This is a genomic window from Vibrio sp. 10N.247.311.14 (genome assembly GCF_041467715.1).
In the GTDB taxonomy this organism is placed as follows: domain Bacteria; phylum Pseudomonadota; class Gammaproteobacteria; order Enterobacterales; family Vibrionaceae; genus Vibrio; species Vibrio crassostreae_C.
The window spans coordinates 23,790-41,357 of record NZ_JBFSVE010000050.1; the positions used below are offsets into that span (position 1 = coordinate 23,790).

At 43.6% G+C, this 17,568-nt stretch carries 13 protein-coding genes and 1 other annotated feature; of the genes, 5 read left to right on the forward strand and 8 right to left on the reverse strand.

What is annotated here, in order from left to right:
* Positions 1 to 26: 26 nt before the first annotated feature.
* A complete protein-coding gene (locus AB6F11_RS16965; protein WP_017059356.1) occupies positions 27 to 395 on the reverse strand; it encodes a PilZ domain-containing protein in 369 nt (122 codons plus the stop codon).
* 90 nt (positions 396 to 485) lie between these two features.
* Positions 486 to 2,153, reverse strand: coding sequence for an energy-dependent translational throttle protein EttA (ettA, locus tag AB6F11_RS16970; RefSeq protein WP_017056147.1), 1,668 nt, complete (start codon positions 2,151 to 2,153; stop codon positions 486 to 488).
* 263 nt (positions 2,154 to 2,416) lie between these two features.
* Here ettA and sltY point away from each other — a divergent pair, with 263 nt between their 5' ends.
* Positions 2,417 to 4,366, forward strand: coding sequence for a murein transglycosylase (sltY, locus tag AB6F11_RS16975; RefSeq protein WP_102321444.1), 1,950 nt, complete (start codon positions 2,417 to 2,419; stop codon positions 4,364 to 4,366).
* Positions 4,367 to 4,538: 172 nt separating this feature from the next.
* Positions 4,539 to 4,832, forward strand: a complete 294-nt coding sequence (trpR, locus tag AB6F11_RS16980; protein WP_102394033.1) for a trp operon repressor — start codon at positions 4,539 to 4,541, stop codon at positions 4,830 to 4,832.
* Positions 4,833 to 4,951: 119 nt separating this feature from the next.
* Here trpR and yjjX read toward each other — a convergent pair whose 3' ends face one another.
* The 6 genes from yjjX to AB6F11_RS17010 all read right to left on the reverse strand — a co-directional run bounded on the left by yjjX (position 4,952) and on the right by AB6F11_RS17010 (position 12,621).
* Positions 4,952 to 5,473, reverse strand: a complete 522-nt coding sequence (gene yjjX / locus AB6F11_RS16985; RefSeq protein WP_102394032.1) for an inosine/xanthosine triphosphatase — start codon at positions 5,471 to 5,473, stop codon at positions 4,952 to 4,954.
* Positions 5,436 to 7,814, reverse strand: a complete 2,379-nt coding sequence (locus AB6F11_RS16990) for a bifunctional diguanylate cyclase/phosphodiesterase (RefSeq protein WP_102394031.1) — start codon at positions 7,812 to 7,814, stop codon at positions 5,436 to 5,438. Before AB6F11_RS16990 ends, yjjX begins: the two co-directional genes overlap by 38 nt.
* 333 nt (positions 7,815 to 8,147) lie before the next feature.
* On the reverse strand, positions 8,148 to 9,323 hold the full coding sequence (gene pheA / locus AB6F11_RS16995) for a prephenate dehydratase (protein WP_017059361.1): 1,176 nt from the start codon (positions 9,321 to 9,323) through the stop codon (positions 8,148 to 8,150).
* Positions 9,324 to 9,335: 12 nt separating this feature from the next.
* Positions 9,336 to 9,457, reverse strand: a sequence feature (Phe leader region).
* A gap of 110 nt (positions 9,458 to 9,567) precedes the next feature.
* Positions 9,568 to 9,903 carry a ribosome hibernation-promoting factor, HPF/YfiA family gene (gene hpf, locus AB6F11_RS17000; RefSeq protein WP_102394030.1) on the reverse strand — a complete coding sequence of 112 codons (336 nt, stop codon included), beginning with the start codon at positions 9,901 to 9,903 and terminating at the stop codon, positions 9,568 to 9,570.
* Between the two features lie 424 nt (positions 9,904 to 10,327).
* On the reverse strand, positions 10,328 to 11,752 hold the full coding sequence (locus AB6F11_RS17005) for a lytic transglycosylase F (RefSeq protein ID WP_346762957.1): 1,425 nt from the start codon (positions 11,750 to 11,752) through the stop codon (positions 10,328 to 10,330).
* A gap of 140 nt (positions 11,753 to 11,892) precedes the next feature.
* On the reverse strand, positions 11,893 to 12,621 hold the full coding sequence (locus AB6F11_RS17010; RefSeq protein ID WP_017059363.1) for an outer membrane protein assembly factor BamD: 729 nt from the start codon (positions 12,619 to 12,621) through the stop codon (positions 11,893 to 11,895).
* Positions 12,622 to 12,758: 137 nt separating this feature from the next.
* Between AB6F11_RS17010 and rluD the strand changes: the two genes are divergently transcribed.
* The 3 genes from rluD to clpB all read left to right on the forward strand — a co-directional run bounded on the left by rluD (position 12,759) and on the right by clpB (position 17,192).
* On the forward strand, positions 12,759 to 13,733 hold the full coding sequence (rluD, locus tag AB6F11_RS17015) for a 23S rRNA pseudouridine(1911/1915/1917) synthase RluD (RefSeq protein ID WP_017059364.1): 975 nt from the start codon (positions 12,759 to 12,761) through the stop codon (positions 13,731 to 13,733).
* A gap of 2 nt (positions 13,734 to 13,735) precedes the next feature.
* A complete protein-coding gene (gene pgeF, locus AB6F11_RS17020) occupies positions 13,736 to 14,476 on the forward strand; it encodes a peptidoglycan editing factor PgeF (protein WP_065584732.1) in 741 nt (246 codons plus the stop codon).
* Positions 14,477 to 14,618: 142 nt separating this feature from the next.
* A complete protein-coding gene (clpB, locus tag AB6F11_RS17025) occupies positions 14,619 to 17,192 on the forward strand; it encodes an ATP-dependent chaperone ClpB (protein ID WP_102394028.1) in 2,574 nt (857 codons plus the stop codon).
* Positions 17,193 to 17,568 lie beyond the last annotated feature (376 nt).

The following is a 17,568-nucleotide window of genomic DNA, read 5'->3' on the forward strand; positions in this document are numbered from 1 at the left end:
CTAATAGAAAAAGGGTAATGGAGATATTATTCCTTACCTAAGTCGGTAAGGTGTTCAATCTCTCTATAAAGCAGGTCATCGTCACCAACATTAAGCTCAACAAGGCGCTTAAGGTGGCTGATACTATCAATATCTAAATGCTCTATGCGTAAACGCATTGAGGTATTGATGGTAGAGACTATCGTTGCTTCTAACTGAATATTGATATCACTGTTTTCGAGTTTAAAGCTCACTTGAACAGGGACATCATGGCTAAGTTGTTTTGATTCATTGCATTGAATGAGTAAACCATGGAGTGATAAGTCTTGCACTGAGCCTGATACCTTTACTTGTCCTTGTGAGATCTCAGTCGGGACTTGATAAATAACTCGTGAAAATTGACGTCTTTCAACCATAAGTAATCTCTCTATATCGATGCATTACACGTAAGCCAGATATATCAAAGGCCGCTATTATCGCGGCCTTTGTTCAAAATACAAGCTTATTTACTTAGCTATACGCTTGTACTTGATACGGTGCGGCTCTGCCGCTTGTGCGCCTAGAGTCTGCTTAAGCCACTCAGTGTACTCAGTATAGTTACCTTCGTAGAAGTTAACTTGACCTTCATCACGGTAGTCTAAGATATGGGTCGCAATACGGTCAAGGAACCAACGGTCATGCGAGATAACCATTGCACAGCCCGGGAATTCAAGCAGTGCTTCTTCAAGAGCACGTAGCGTTTCAACGTCAAGGTCGTTGGTAGGCTCATCGAGTAGCAGTACGTTACCGCCCGCTTTTAGCAGTTTCGCTAAGTGAACACGGTTACGTTCACCACCAGAAAGCTCACCGATGATCTTCTGTTGGTCGTTGCCTTTAAAGTTGAAACGAGAACAGTAAGCACGCGCAGGGATTTCGAAGTTGTTGATCTTAATGATATCAGCGCCTTCAGAGATCTCTTGGAATACTGTCTTAGTGTCGTCCATGCTGTCACGGAACTGATCAACAGAAGCAAGCTTAACGGTTTCGCCTAGTTCAACTGTACCTGAATCTGGCTGTTCTGCACCGCTTAGCATCTTGAATAGTGTTGATTTACCTGCACCGTTGGCACCAACGATACCGACGATTGCGCCCTTAGGCATGCTGAACGATAGGTCGTCGATAAGAACGCGATCACCAAACGATTTAGTCAGGTTGTTCACTTCAAGAACTTTATCACCTAGACGCTCACCTGGCGGGATGAACAGTTCGTTGGTTTCGTTACGCTTCTGGTATTGGCCAGTTGTCAATTCTTCAAAACGAGCCATACGAGCTTTAGACTTAGCTTGACGGCCTTTAGGGTTTTGACGAACCCATTCAAGTTCTTTCTCGATTGTCTTTTGACGTGCGCTTTCGCCCGCTTTTTCTTGCTTAAGACGCTCGTCTTTTTGCTCTAGCCAAGACGTGTAGTTACCTTCCCATGGGATACCTTCACCACGGTCAAGTTCTAGAATCCAGCCAGCTGCGTTGTCTAGGAAGTAACGGTCGTGGGTAATCGCCACAACAGTACCACTGTAATCAACAAGGAAGTGCTCAAGCCATGCTACTGATTCTGCATCCAAGTGGTTGGTTGGTTCATCAAGAAGCAGCATGTCTGGCTTTTCAAGAAGTAGACGACAGATAGCAACACGACGACGCTCACCACCTGATAGGAATTCAATTTTCGCATCCCACTCAGGAAGACGAAGTGCATCAGCAGCACGCTCTAGAGCAGTCTCTAAGTTGTGACCGTCTTTTGCTTGAATCAGAGCTTCTAGTTCGCCTTGCTCTTTTGCCAGTGCATCGAAGTCTGCATCTGGTTCTGCGTAAGCTGCGTAAACCGCATCAATACGCTTAAGTGCGTCAGCAACGTCAGAAACCGCTTCTTCTACGATTTCACGAACAGTTTTTGATTCGTCTAGCACAGGCTCTTGTGGTAGATAACCTACTTTAAGGCCTTGTTGTGCACGTGCTTCACCATCAATATCAGTATCAATACCAGCCATGATACGTAGTAGGGTAGATTTACCTGAACCATTTAGACCCAAAACACCGATTTTAGCGCCAGGAAAAAAGCTAAGAGAAATGTCTTTAAGAATTTGACGCTTAGGTGGAACAGTTTTGCTCACCCGAGACATGGTATATACGTATTCAGCCATTGCCGATCGATCCTAATTATTGTTCAAAATTGTCTGCTATTTTATACCAATATCCTCAAAGATGTTACTCCTAGGGCAGAAAAGCCACTCTTGAACTAATCCTTACCTATTATTGTCACATTGGTCATTAAAACTATATTTAATGGGCTTCTGAGGCGAAGTGTTAAATATTAATAATATTTACACTCAAATCCTTTACATTTGATGTGATGTCGGGCGTAAATAGACTTCACGTATTCATACACGCACTAAGGAAAGAGCGAATGTTTTTCCGCATTGGTAATACGAAAATTGCTGTGGCTGCATCGGCAATTTTGTCTTCGGTTTCACTGGCTCCGGTCGCTATGGCTAGCAATGCATCCGAGCTTGAAATGCAGCGTGACGTTTATGACAAAGCGCAAGAGGTTTTAGACAGCCGTGATCTAAAAGCTTACTCCGCGCTGCGTAACAAAATTCAAACATACCCTTTAACACCTTACACCGATTATCGGGCCTTTCTGATTGGCTTAGGTGATCGCACACCTGCTGAGGTCGATGCTTTCATTGAAGAGAACAAGGCATTGCCTTTCTCCAATCGAATGCGCGCACCTTATTTGGACTCATTGGCTTCTCAAAAACAGTGGAAGACGATCCTTGAGTTTCAAACCAAAGAGCCTGTCGGTGAAAAATACCAATGTATTTATTATCGAGCGCATTACGAGCAAGGTAACCAAGAGCTTGCCTTTAAAGGAGCTAAACAACTTTGGTTGAGTGGTAGTGGTGTTGATGACGCTTGTGACCCTTTATTTAAAAGCTGGGATCAAGCTGGGCTAAGAACTGATGAGCTGATTCTGGATAGAATGCTGCTAGCGTTCGAGGGCCGTAACGGTAAGTTAATGAGCTATCTGATTAAGCAATTGGATCATGATGAGTCAATTGCTCAAGCGAAGCAGATGAAGGCGTTGTACAACAAGCCTGAAAATGTACTCGCGTTTGCTAAAAAACATCCAGCGAATGAATTCTACCAAGCTCAAACCGAGTTTGCTTTCGAGAAGCTAGCAAGGAAATCATCAAGCAGTGCTCAAAAGGTGTTTGATGATGTCATCAAGGCTCAGAAGTTTTCGAAAGAGAAATCTCAAGAGCTCGCTGATTACCTAACGTTTCGTCTGATCAACACCGACTCTGAAGAGTTAATGGTGTGGCGCGACAAAATGCTCGCGAGTTCATCAAAGCAAGTTCTGCTGGAACGACGTGCTCGCTTAGCAATTCAACATGCCGATTGGACGGGTTTGAAAGAGTGGATAGCGCGCTTGGATGATAAACATCAGGCTTCGCTTCGTTGGCAATATTGGCAGGGCAGAGCTGAAATCGCGACGGGCGATACTGACAAAGGCAATAAGCGACTGTCAGATATCTTGGGTCAGCGTAATTTCTACAGTGTGGCTGCGGCTAAGCAGTTAGGTAAGCCAGTTCAATATCCAACATCGACACTTAAATACAATGCTGAAACAGTGAAGCCATTCGACACCTCTTTGGTGCGTATTGGTGAACTGATTGACCGAGACAAAATTGCGGCAGCGAAAAGTGAATGGCGCTGGTTACTGACCAATGCAGATAAAGAGCAAAAAGAGATGCTTGCCGCTTACGCTGCGACACAGCGTTGGAATCACTTTACCGTAACAGCGAGTATCTCTGCGAAGATGTGGGATAACATTGCGCTGCGCTTCCCTGTTGCTCATAAGTGGTGGTTTAACTTCTACGCTGAAAAGCACGATCTCGATCCAATCACTTTGATGTCTTTAGCAAGACAAGAGAGTGCGATGGATTCAGAAGCTCGCTCTCCAGTTGGCGCGCGTGGCATTATGCAAATTATGCCCAAGACGGCGCAATACACAGCGAACAAACATAAGATTAAGTATCAGGGCAGCGATGATCTTTATGATGTCGGCAAAAACATTGAGATTGGCAGTCACTACTTAGATGGTTTACTCGCTCAATATGATGACAACCGTATCTTTGCGTTTGCGGCTTATAATGCTGGACCTAGCCGTGTGAAACAGTGGCGTTCACGCAGCGATGAAAAGCTCGATGCCTTTGCATTTATCGAAATGATCCCATTCAAAGAGACACGTGGCTACGTTCAGAATATCTTGATGTTTGAGACCTACTATCGAGATATCTTGGGTGAGAAAGGGACGTTTTTAGCGCCCCATGAGGCAAAAACGAAATACTAAGCCTTCGGCATTTGGCCCGAAACTGAGTAAGAATAAAGGCAGTGAGTGCTAACCATTTCCACTTACTGCCTTTTTACATTGGATCGCATCAAGTGTTTCGGTATAAAGTGTTAAACGCTTTCAATCGTTAAGCGACTCTTTAAAGTCAGAATTTAAAAGTAAGTGTAGAGATATGGCATCACAACCTGAATATGATAATTGGCAACAACTGATGGACTTGGTAAAGACGGCTGTCGAAAAAGATCAGCACGAGCTGTTGTTGACTATGATGATGACACCAGACGAGCGAGATGCTCTGGTTGCTCGAATTAATATCTTCTGTGAGCTGATGAAAGGCGATATGTCTCAACGACAGGTGAGTCAAATGCTGGGCGTAGGCGTAGCGACGATAACCAGAGGCTCAAATGAGCTAAAGGCCAAATCTGAGCAAGAGAAAATCGTGATCGCCGACCTGTTGCTAAAGTAATAATGGAATTAAGCTATCACGCGATAGTATGAATACGAATTCGATAAAAAACGCTAACTGGATGTTAGCGTTTTTTGTTTCTGAAGATTGTTCTCTGAGCTTCGAAATTTAACGAAGTACTAAATAGGAAAGTGCTCAGGATTCACAAATGGGATCAGAGCTAAAATTAAAGCTTGATGATAGACCGAACTGCGTGACAATTGGTTATGTGTCAGTAGGCCAATGGCACCACCTTTCTGTTTGATGTTATCGGTACCAAACACGTCATCCATCACATCCCCTAACTCGTTTGCATGCTCTAGTTTTTCTAGCACGGCTGGTGGCAGCATCAGGCTTGCTGAACGAGACTCGCCACGTTGACCATTCGCTTCGATCACCATCCAAGCAAAGGTAACGTTTGTTTCTATTCCCGCTTCTAGACCAACATAGAAGTCTGCATCAGGCTGAGCTTGAGTTGCGTTGTGAACTCGATTCACCGCACCTTGATAGGTTTCATCATTGCTCATCGGTTGATCGGCGACACCGCTAGGGACGCTGATGCCTTTGAAATCAAATTCAGTATCAGGAAAAGCAGATAAGAACGCACTTTTAACGGCGTTGATTTTAGCTGGGTTCAGCGATGCGATGATTACAGATTTCATGTGTCGGATTCTTTTTGTTGTCGATTAGATTGAGTTGATGTTGTCGGTACCATTCACTCAACTCTTCTAATGGCATGGGTTTACCAAAGTAATAGCCTTGCAGCATATCGCACTGTGCATCCTGTAACCACTGGTGCATGCCTTGAGTTTCAATCCCTTCGGCGGTGACCTTTTTCCCCTGAGCATGACACAACCCGATAACTGGTTTTACGATGTTCTGGTTATCGGTCTCAATCAAGGTATCCAAAAACGCTTTATCCAATTTAATTTTCTGAGTTGGATACTGCACCAGTTGAGTGATAGAGGTGTAACCGGAACCAAAATCATCAATCGCCAGTCGATAGCCCATGCATGACAGTTCGTTCAGCAATGGAAAACCTTCTGAATTTGAGTAAAAGGTTTCAGTGATTTCAAAATCGATCAGGCTTGGTGGAATTCGATTTAACTCCGCGTGTTCTTTAATGAAACCCGCAAGGTGAGTGGTCTCAATGCCAGCAGAAGATAAGTTGATCGACAATTGAATTGAGTGATCAAATTGAGCCTGAAGTCGATGGAATGAAGCAAACGCATTCTGTATTACCCAGCGGTCAACATGTTCAAACAGCCCGGTTTGTTCGGCTATTGGAATGAACTCATCTGGTGGAACCAAACCAAGTTGCTTTGAATTCCAACGCAATAACACCTCAACGCCAATAACATCAGTCCCGGTGGAATCCATGTAGGGCATGTAAACGAGCCTGAATTCATCATCAAAATTCTTACCTCTAAGCGCACGTTCAATATCTGCTTGGCGCTGAATGGCTTTGTCTAAATCCCGTGAATAGTCAGCAAATTGGTTTTTACCGGCACGCTTGGCTTGGTACATCGCGGTATCCGCGTTGGACAGAAGCTTCTCGATTGAGTTGCCATCATTAGGGTAGGTCGCAATACCAATACTGACCGTGATCGGAAAGCTGCCTGATTCGGTGACAAAGCCTTTTTGCAGTGGAGTGAGCAAATCGTTCGAGAATCGATGCGCGACATTTCCTCGGTGACTAGGAGCGTTAATGTAGACAACGAACTCGTCTCCAGAAAGTCGGGCTGGCATACAATGAGCGTCGAATTCCTCTTTATAATGACGACAAATATCTGAAATACGCTGAGCAAAAGAGACCAGAATCGAGTCGCCGATTTGATGCCCGTATTTGTCGTTCACAAACTTGAAGTTGTCCAAGTCAAAATAGAGAACCCAGGTTTCGGTATTCGAACTCGGTTTTGGCAACGATTGCTGAACGAAGGTTTGAAACTGATGCCTATTGGCTATTTGAGTTAACTGATCATTTTCGGCCAAGAGCTTGGTTTGCTGGTAGGTGTTGTCTAGCTCTTGATACATGTCATAAAAACGCTGTGATAGGCGGCCAAGCTCGTCACGAGTGCCTAAGCGTTCAATGTTCTTACGTTGTTTTTTTTCGACTTGCTGTAGCTGTCGATCGAGCCGCGTTATTGGAGTAATCACAGTGCGAGACAGAAGCATGAGTAGCAGAGCGACAGTCACAAACGCAGACAGGGCAAACGACAAACTCAGCTTGTTCCAAATTGAATCGAGCTTGTTTTCTAATAGGAATTGCGCCGGGTCGACCGTGGCGTACAGTTCTGGTGCAAGCTTGACTGAGTGGGTGACATCATTTTCCAAAGAAACCGCTATGGATGTGAAGAACAAACTGGTTTGGTAGTCGAACTCTATCTGTTTTCGCAGCGCATTAAATTTGTCGAGAGAGACAGAGACAACAACAAAGAACACATCGTCGGGTTGATTGCTTGCGGTTGGGAAAATCGCTTTTCTGTCTACCTTGTCATAGTGAACCAACATCCCTTCGCCTTGGGAGTTTTGAATATAGTTGGTACTCGATGTTGCTAGGGTGTCTTGATAGTGCTGGTCAACATACTCCAATATCTTACTGTCGATCTGAGTGCGTGAGTCATTGCTATTATCCGCGTAATAACGCAGTTTTCGAACACCATTAAGAAGTGCTAAACCTGTATAGCTTTCATCGTCATCTTGCAGGAAATGAATGGCTTCTCGAAGGTTACTGACCAGTTCAAGATCGCGAGATAGATTTTGGTCAGTGAGAAAATAACGCTTCACCATATCACTCTGGGTCAAGGTGTAAGAGTAGCTATTGAGGAACGAACGAGATTGGCGAAAGTATCCGGCTAGTTTTTCCATGTTCAGTTGAAGTGCGTTGTCTTCGCGTTTGATGAAACTGCTTTTTTGCGTCGAATAAATAATATAGCTAGAAGCCGCGGTACTGATCAGTATCACAGGGGCTATTAGTAGTAAGATTTTAGTACTTAGCTTCATAGTTAATGACAACACTATTTATAAATTAAGCGCATAAGTTTATGTTACTTAATGCTTACTCGCTATTAATTATACGTAGTTCGATGATTTCCTGTGAAGGGGGTAAGGTTTTGTCTTTATTGATAAAAAAAGCCACTAATGAGTTTTTGTTAGAAAGGCTCAAGTAGTGGAGAGAGTAAGCGTGCCGAATGTGCGAAACAAGTGAATTGTGTTTCAGGCATGCTAGGGTGAGTTTTCTTAGCGAGAATAGTACTCGACTAGAGGGTGATTTAAGTATTTGGCCTGCTGTAGGCCAAATACTTATGTTAGCTAAAAGCTGATACTCACTTTCAGCTATGACAACTTAACTTGAGTCGCTTTGATGTTCTCACTTGGGTAGCAACCCAACACCTTAAGGTGGCGAGTAATGGCTGTTAGTTCCGTTATCGCTTGTTGCATATTATCTGAATCCAGATGCGCCTCTAAATCGACATAGAACATCTCTTCCCAAGGGTTACCCATGATAGGACGAGATTCTAGCTTAGTCATGTTGATGCCTAAGCGTTGCAGGATCAGTAGTGTTTCTACCAAAGAACCCGCCTCTTGAGATGTCGACATGATGAGCGTTGTTTTCGCTGGTATTTGAGTCGATACTTCAACAGGCTTACGCGCCACAACGATGAAACGAGTGTGGTTCTCTGTTTGGTTTGCAATATTGCTCTGGATTGGCTGTAGTCCATAAAGCTTACCGCTCGATGCATTACCAATAGCAGCTACGTCATTACCACCCAATTCTTTAACTTTTTTCATTGCATCAGCGGTGCTTGCGCAAGACTCAAGGTTGACACCCTTAAGGCGGCTCAAGAACTCACTGCATTGTTGATGAGGTTGTGGGTGCGAGTAGAGTGTTTTGATGTCTTCTAAACGGATATCACTTTTAGCAACAAGGCAGTGCTCAATCGGTTGAGAAAGTTCGCCAACAATGTATAGAGTCGTATGCTGTAACAGGTCGTAGACCTCGTTAATTGACCCTGAACTGGTGTTCTCAATCGGCAGGACACCGTAGTCGGCATGGCCAGACTCTACTGTTGATGCGACTTCTTTGAAGTGATTACAGTTCAGCTCAATCAATTCCATATTCTTGCGGCTGAAGTATTCGCGGCTCGCAAGGTGAGAATACGATCCCTTAGAACCTAAGAATGCAACGCGAGCCAATGGTTTACGGCTTTGCGGGTTCGCTAGGTTTTGTAAGTATGACTGTTGTAGTAAAACGGAATCTTCGATGATGGTGTGAAACAGCTTGGTAATGTACTGCGCATCAAGTTCGTATTTATCTTTGCCGTTGTTGATCAGCTTAACTAATAGTTGTTGTTCTCGTACTGCATCACGAACTGGTTTTGATGTCTCTACTTTGCTTTTAGCGACTTCGATACTTAGCTTGCGACGCTCTGAAAGTAACTTCAGGAGTTCGTCGTCTAAATCATTAAGACGAAGGCGGATATCATCCAGTGAAATTGAGCGGTCAGTCATAAATGTGTCCTTATAAAAAAGCCTCCCTAGTGTGGGAGGCTTCTTGTTCGTTTTTGACTTGTTTTTCTAAAACGACTTAGCCTCCGATTTACGGAAGAAAAAAGAAGTCAAAAATAAACAAAGATTGAGTGTGCATAAAAAGTGATTGTTTTATGAATGTTTAAACACAATAAGCAAGCGAGCTACGAGCGTCAAGCAAAAAAATAGCGCCCTGAGGCGCTATTTTTTAATCTGTTCTCTTTCCTTATTCTACTTCAGCTTCTAGCTCTTCGATTTCAGGCTTTTCAGTGCGGCGCGCTTCTGGTTTATGGCGTAGCTTGTTGAGTTGACGCTCTAGTTTTTGTTCTACTTCGTTGATCGCTACGTAGAGGTCGTCATGGATTGATGAAGCAACAAGTTGGCCTTTTGGTACGGTTAGTACCGCTTCAAATTTCTTCTTCTTGTTTGGTTCTTCGCTAAAGCTCGCTTGGCAGCCAATGATGTCTACTTGCCATTTATCTAGCTTTTTAAATTTGCTTTCTATGTGATCACGGATTGCAGAGGTAATGTCGATGTTTTTACCAGTGATGTTCATTTTCATAGAAGTTTTCCTCTGTTGTATCCCTCATGGGTTAACTTCAGATTACGACTTTTAGGAATAAAGAATGTGATCTAGATCTTGTTTTGGTTGGGTAGGATAAGCATTAAAATCAAATGTGATCTTACGCAAGTCTTAGTATCTTTTTGGCGAAAAATGCTTGTTATCCTTATGAAAAACGATAACTTGGAGGCAAGGCTTCGCTAAAAATTAAATCAGTTTTTAGGGGCGTCCTACAGCCTATGGAAAGTGCTTGATTGAAATTTACTCAATAGTGTTTTGTGATATAGGTCTTGTAATATAGGTCGCTACATAAGCTTCTTCAGAATTAGATAAACAAAAGCCGCATAAGTATTCTTATGCGGCTTTTGTGTTTTTTAGCTTTACCTAATACCTTTGGCTCCCCAGCTCTGGGATGGAGGCGATCCTAGTCGTTAGTGTTCAGTAATCTCGCTGTGCCGTCCTCTCGGATAGCATTGATAGCTTGTAATTGTTTATAGATTACGAAGTAACGATTGATGTTGGCAACATAGGTTACGGGTTCTTTACTCACGTATTTGCGAGTGATGATTTCTACGTTTTTAAACCAGATGTTTGGGTTGTAACCTTTCTGCTTGGCAATGCTCCTCATCTTTCTGATCTTAGCAGGACCAGCGTTGTAAGAAGCCAAGGTAAAGTAGATTTGATTGTCGGGTGATATTGCCGGGTCGTCAAAATATCGGTCTTTGATAAAGCGCATATACTTCACACCCGCATGGATGTTGTTATCCACCTTATGGATGTTCTTGATGTTGACGTTTTTATCTTTGGCGGTACTCGGTAATACCTGCATCACACCAATAGCCCCGCGATGAGAAATCCGGCTCTGATCCAGTCCTGATTCTTGGAAACCTTGAGCTGACATCATTAAAGGATCAAATTCATACTTGCTCGAATACTTTTCAAAGACATCTGAGAGTTTAGCTACTCGGTCTACTTTATTGGGGTTGAGTGCTCGGCCTAACCAGCGAGTATTGTCGATGTATTTCTGGTAGATGACATTCCCAAGCAGGGTGCCTGTTCGTGCGGTCTTGACGTATTTGTTTATCTCTTTCTTCAGTTGAGGGCTGTCTTTTCTTAAAGCCCAAGCAATACGACCATTTTCTCGTAAAGGTAAGTCGTTATGGACTTGAATGTTTTCCATTACATCGATCCAGAGCTTGGCTTTATGGTTATCCAGAATTGTGCCTTGTATATAACCTTGGTTAACCAGTTCTATCAGCTCGTAGTCTTGTAATGACTCCTCGATAAAGTGGACATACAGTGGTGGTAAACCTAGCTCGTTAAGCTCCTTATTAACTCTTTGTACACTCTCGAAGTAACTCGAGCTTGCTCGTATCCACACCTCTTTGCCACTCAATTGCTTGATTTCGGTGATAGGTTCGGCCTTTTTCCCTGTGATAATGAGTTCTTTACCATCTTTAATCATCGGATCCGAAAAATCGATGGTTCGTAATCGTTTATCGGTGATCGTTAGGTTAGCGACAGCGACATCACCATAGCCAGACTCTAAAGAGGGAAGTAGATCATCTCGTTGCACGGGGATGACTTGAACATTGAGGTAGGGATGTTTCTTACGAAGGCTTTTCTCAAAGTGGTAGAGCATTTCTGCCACGATGCCTTTTGGCTTGCCATCCTCGATGTAATAGAAACCAAGATCGGCAGACACTAGCACTCTAACCGTTCCTTTGGTTTTGAGCACATCCAAGTCACCCATGTAAGGCTTATTGCTTAATGGAGACAGTTCTAATGCGTAGGATAAGTGGCTAAATAGCGATATCCAGATAAATAATAACAACCTACTCACATCCACACTCCATGTTGATGTTTTGTTAAAAGTTATCTTTTGAAGATACCGTGTATTATGCGTTCCATCAAGTTTGCGATATGTAGATGAAAAAAAGCGCGCTAGTAAATTAGCGCGCTTTTAGGATTGAGATGTAAGAGGTTTGATTAAGGTAGTGGGTTTAACTCAATCAACTTTTCTGTTCTTAACACAGCGTCATCTAGGCCGAGTTGTTGATAAGCTTTTAGCTGGATATCTAAAGACTTACGCGCAGCAATGGTGTCTGGGTAAGTTTTTTGCAGCTCTTGCGTTCTGTTGATCGCAGCAATCCAAGCTTCGCGGCGTAGGTAGAAATCAGCGGTTGCTAAGTCATACTCTGCTAGGCGGTTCTTAAGTGCGAACATGCGTTTTTGTGCATCTTCAGCATAAGGGCTACTAGGGAAACGTTCGAGTAGTCGCTTGAAGTCAGCAAACGCAAGTTTCACTGGTTCAGGATCTCGGTCACTACGGTCGATATTAAAAATATCGTGCATGAAGTTTCGGTCTTGCGCCATGTGCGTTAAGCCGCGCATGTAAAGAACCCAGTCTTGTTTCTCATGCGTTGGGTTCAAACGTAGGAAACGTGAAATGGTAGCGAGGCCAAGTGCCAAGTCATCATTTTTGTAGTAAGCGTAAATCAGATCGAGCTGTACTTGCTCAGAATAGGCGCCGAATGGGTAACGTGAGTCTAGGGCTTCTAGCTTTTCTATTGCTGAAAGCCAGCTACCGCTCTGCAGTGATTCTTGAGCGTCAGAGTAGAGAACCGATGGTGGTACATCTGGCACTATCTCTTCACTACTTGAACAACCAACCAAGAGTGATACGGCTAATAGACCCGATAAAGTAAGGTGTTTCATGTCAGGCGTCGATTCCTTGAATTAAATATTTCGTAAGCTTCCGTTACTTTCTAACCAGTAACAGATACAATGATGCAATTATTCTATTTTATCCATACTAATGGGTATTAGTCTCACGGTTTTTAAAAAAGTTCGATATGGCTCAGCAGATCACATTAACAGACACAGTAAAAAGCAGCCAGTTAGGTCAACGTTTAGACCAAGCTGTCGCTGAACTATTTACCGATTTTTCTCGCTCTCGCATTAAAGAGTGGCTTCTTGACGGCAAAATCCAAGTGGATGGCGAAGTTATTACAAAGCCGCGCGTTAAGGTTTTGGGCGGTGAAGAGATCATCTTGCAAGCTGAACTTGCAGATGAAGAGCGCTGGGAAGCACAAGATATTCCTCTAAACATTGTCTACGAAGATGATGACTTATTGGTTATCAATAAGCCTCGCGATCTGGTTGTACACCCAGGCGCAGGCACACCGGATGGAACCATACTAAACGCATTGCTTTTCCATTACCCACAGATTGCAGAAGTGCCTCGTGCAGGTATTGTGCACCGTCTTGATAAAGACACAACAGGTCTTATGGTTGTGGCTAAAACGGTTCCAGCTCAAACTCGTCTTGTGCGTGCTCTTGCTAAGCGTCGTATTACTCGTGAATATGAAGCAATTGCAATTGGCAAAATGACCGCTGGTGGTGTGGTAGAGAAAGGCATTAGCCGTCATGCAACTAAGCGTACCTTGATGGATGTAAATGAATTAGGAAAGCCAGCGGTAACTCACTACCGTGTTGCTGAGCACTTCCGCGAGCATACTCGTATTCGTCTACGCCTAGAAACGGGTCGTACTCACCAAATTCGTGTTCACATGTCATACCTTCAGCATCCGCTGCTAGGTGACGTTGCATACGGTGGTCGTGCTCGTATTCCAAAAGGTGCATCTGAAGAACTAACAACAATGATTCGTTCTTTTGATCGCCAAGCACTGCACGCCGTTATGCTTAAATTTGTTCACCCAATTACAGGTGAAGAAGTTGAGTTCCACGCTCCTGTGCCAAATGACATGGTCGTGATGGCTGAAGCGTTACGTGTTGATGCGCGCGAAAACTTGGAAGACGACATTTAATCATGTCGATGATCATCCCTAACTGGAATGCACCAAAAAACGTGAAAGCATTTGCTTCGACACGTTTTGATGGTTTTTCTACTGGTGCGTATCAAGGATTAAACCTAGGTACGCATGTTGGGGATGATGCTTCGCTTGTTGAAAACAACAGAGCCTGGCTCAAGCAACACGCTAATATGCCTGCCGCTCCGGTATGGCTACATCAAACTCACTCAACAGATGTCGTTACGGTTTTACACCCTACGGCAGATATTCTTGATGCTGACGGTGCATTTACCACAGCTAAAGATGTTGTTTGTTCTGCGATGACAGCCGATTGCTTACCTGTAATCCTTACTGATACCAAAGGCACTCAAGTTGCTGCAGTTCATGCTGGTTGGCGTGGTCTTGCTGGTGGCATTCTTGAAAATGCCGTCGCAAAGTTTTCAAACTTAGGTTCAGAGAATAAGATCATTGCTTGGCTTGGTCCTGCAATAGGCAAACAAGCTTTTGAAGTAGGCGATGATGTGTTGGAAGCTTTCGTTAGTTTTGACTCTCAAGCTAAGCTCGCATTTGAAGCCAAAGCTGAACCAGGCAAATGGCTAGCGAATATGTCTCAGCTTGCAACGCAACGACTGAACAAAGTTGGTGTAACTTCTGTGACAGACTCTAATCTATGTACCTTCGCTGATGCCGATGCGTTCTATTCTTATCGTCGTGATGGTATTACTGGACGCCAAGCTACTTTTATTTGGTTAGAGTAACCTTTAACTAGTGCAACCAGTCATCCAGCTCATTTATATTTTTATAACAGCTCTATTCTTCATTCTTATCCCTTGAAAATCCGCGTTACCGTATCCATCTTCTAACCATAAGATAAACATATCTAAGAGTAGGAAGGTTGGCATGCGTCTCGATCGATTCACTAGTAAATTCCAAATTGCGATATCTGATGCTCAGTCGCTCGCATTAGGTCGTGATCACCAATATATAGAGCCTGTGCACCTAATGGTGTCTTTGCTTAATCAAGATGGTAGTGCAATTCGTCCATTGCTCACCATGCTGAATATTGATGTGGTTCAATTGCGTTCAAAGCTAAGCGAAATATTAGACCGTGTACCGAAAGTAAGTGGTATCGGTGGTGATGTTCAACTGTCGAATGCAATGGGTACTTTGTTCAACCTATGTGACAAGGTCGCACAAAAGCGTCAAGACACATACATTTCTTCGGAAGTCTTCCTACTTGCCGCAATTGAAGATAAAGGCCCTTTAGGTAACCTGCTTAAAGAACTAGGTCTTACTGAGCAAAAATTATCTCAAGCTATCGAGCAGGTTCGTGGCGGTCAAAAAGTTGATGACCCAAATGCCGAAGACCGACGCCAAGCGTTAGAGAAGTTCACCATCGATCTGACTGAAAGAGCGGAGCAAGGCAAGCTGGATCCGGTAATTGGCCGAGATGACGAAATCCGCCGTACTATCCAAGTACTTCAGCGTCGTACTAAGAACAACCCAGTCATTATCGGTGAACCTGGTGTTGGTAAGACAGCTATCGTTGAAGGTTTGGCTCAGCGCATTATTAACAATGAAGTGCCAGAAGGTTTAAGAGGCCGACGTGTACTTTCGTTAGATATGGGCTCTTTAATTGCCGGTGCTAAATATCGTGGTGAATTTGAAGAACGTTTAAAATCAGTTCTTAATGAATTATCGAAAGAAGAGGGCAATATCATTCTCTTCATCGATGAAATTCACACCATGGTCGGTGCGGGCAAAGGTGAAGGCTCTATGGATGCGGGTAATATGCTGAAACCTGCATTGGCTCGTGGTGAACTTCACTGTGTAGGTGCAACCACACTCGATGAATATCGGCAGTATATAGAGAAAGATCCTGCGTTAGAGCGCCGCTTCCAAAAAGTGCTTGTCGATGAACCAACGGTTGAAGACACGGTGGCGATTCTTCGTGGTTTGAAAGAGCGCTATGAACTTCATCATCATGTAGAAATTACCGACCCAGCAATCGTGGCTGCAGCAACACTATCTCATCGATACGTTTCTGATCGTCAACTGCCGGATAAAGCGATTGATCTGATTGATGAAGCGGCTTCGAGTATCCGTATGCAGATCGACTCAAAACCTGAGTCGCTAGATAAGCTCGAGCGTAAAATCATTCAATTGAAGATCGAGCAGCAAGCTCTTACCAATGAAAATGATGAAGCCAGTGAAAAACGCCTTCGAACATTACAAGAAGAGCTTTCTGACAAAGAACGAGATTTCGCAGAGCTTGAAGAAGTGTGGAATGCAGAGAAAGCCGCGCTTTCTGGCACGCAACACATCAAGTCAGAGCTAGAACAAGCTCGTATGGATATGGATTTTGCGAGACGTGCTGGTGATCTTAACCGAATGTCTGAATTGCAATACGGTCGAATCCCAGAATTAGAGAAGCAGTTAGATCTTGCGACTCAAGCTGAAATGCAAGAAATGACGCTGCTGCGTAATAAGGTCACTGATGCAGAAATTGCAGACGTGCTATCGAAGCAAACAGGCATACCTGTTTCTAAAATGCTAGAAGCCGAGAAAGAGAAGCTTCTTAAAATGGAAGGTGTTCTACATAAGCGAGTTATTGGCCAAGCGGAAGCAGTCGAAGTGGTATCGAATGCGATTCGTCGTAGCCGTGCAGGTTTATCTGATCCAAACAAGCCGATTGGATCTTTCTTATTCCTTGGTCCAACTGGCGTTGGTAAAACGGAGTTGTGTAAAACACTCGCGAACTTCATGTTTGATAGTGACGATGCAATGGTGCGTATCGACATGTCTGAGTTTATGGAGAAACACTCTGTTGCTCGTTTGGTTGGTGCTCCTCCGGGTTACGTTGGATATGAAGAAGGTGGTTACTTAACAGAAGCAGTGCGTCGCAAGCCTTATTCAGTGATTTTGCTAGATGAAGTAGAGAAAGCGCATCCTGATGTTTTCAATATCTTATTGCAGGTGCTTGATGATGGACGCTTAACTGATGGACAAGGTCGTACAGTCGATTTTAGAAACACGGTAGTGATCATGACATCCAACCTTGGCTCTTCGAGAATTCAAGAGAACTTCAATACGCTCGACTACCAAGGAATAAAGAATGAAGTGATGGAAGTGGTAGGTAAACATTTCCGTCCTGAGTTTTTGAACCGAGTTGATGAAAGCGTGGTGTTCCATCCATTGGGTCAAGAGCACATTCAGTCGATAGCCGCTATTCAGCTTAAGCACCTTAAGAAGAGAATGGAAGACAATGGTTATGAGCTTGAAGTTTCGGATAAAGCACTCAAGTTAATTTCTCAAGTTGGTTTTGATCCAGTATATGGTGCACGGCCTTTGAAAAGAGCGATTCAACAAAGTGTCGAGAACCCGTTAGCGAAAGCGATGCTGGCAGGAAAAATTAATCCAGATAAGAAAGTGCAGCTATTAGTAAACAACGACCGCATTATTGCTCACCAATAGTTGAAGTAAGAACGGTAGGTACGATTGGCCGAAATTAAGGCTTAATCGTACCTATTTTAAACGCTTTGTGTGAATAGTGTTCGAACGGTCGCCGGTGGCGGCTTTTTTTCGTTTTTAGCCTTGTACAAAGGATTATTCTCTCTATAATGCGCCTCCGTTGCCAAGGATAACCAAGCGGTTTGAACTGAGTAACAAGACGGTGATAAGCATTTAAGATGCTTTGAAAAATTAGCTGGAAAAAGTGTTTGACACTGGAATCTAATCCGCTAGAATGGCCGTCCACTTCGAGAGGCTCCTTACTAAAAGGAAGGCTCAACAAGTAAAGCTCTTTAACAATTTAAACCTATCAATCTGTGTGGGCACTCGTTGATGAATA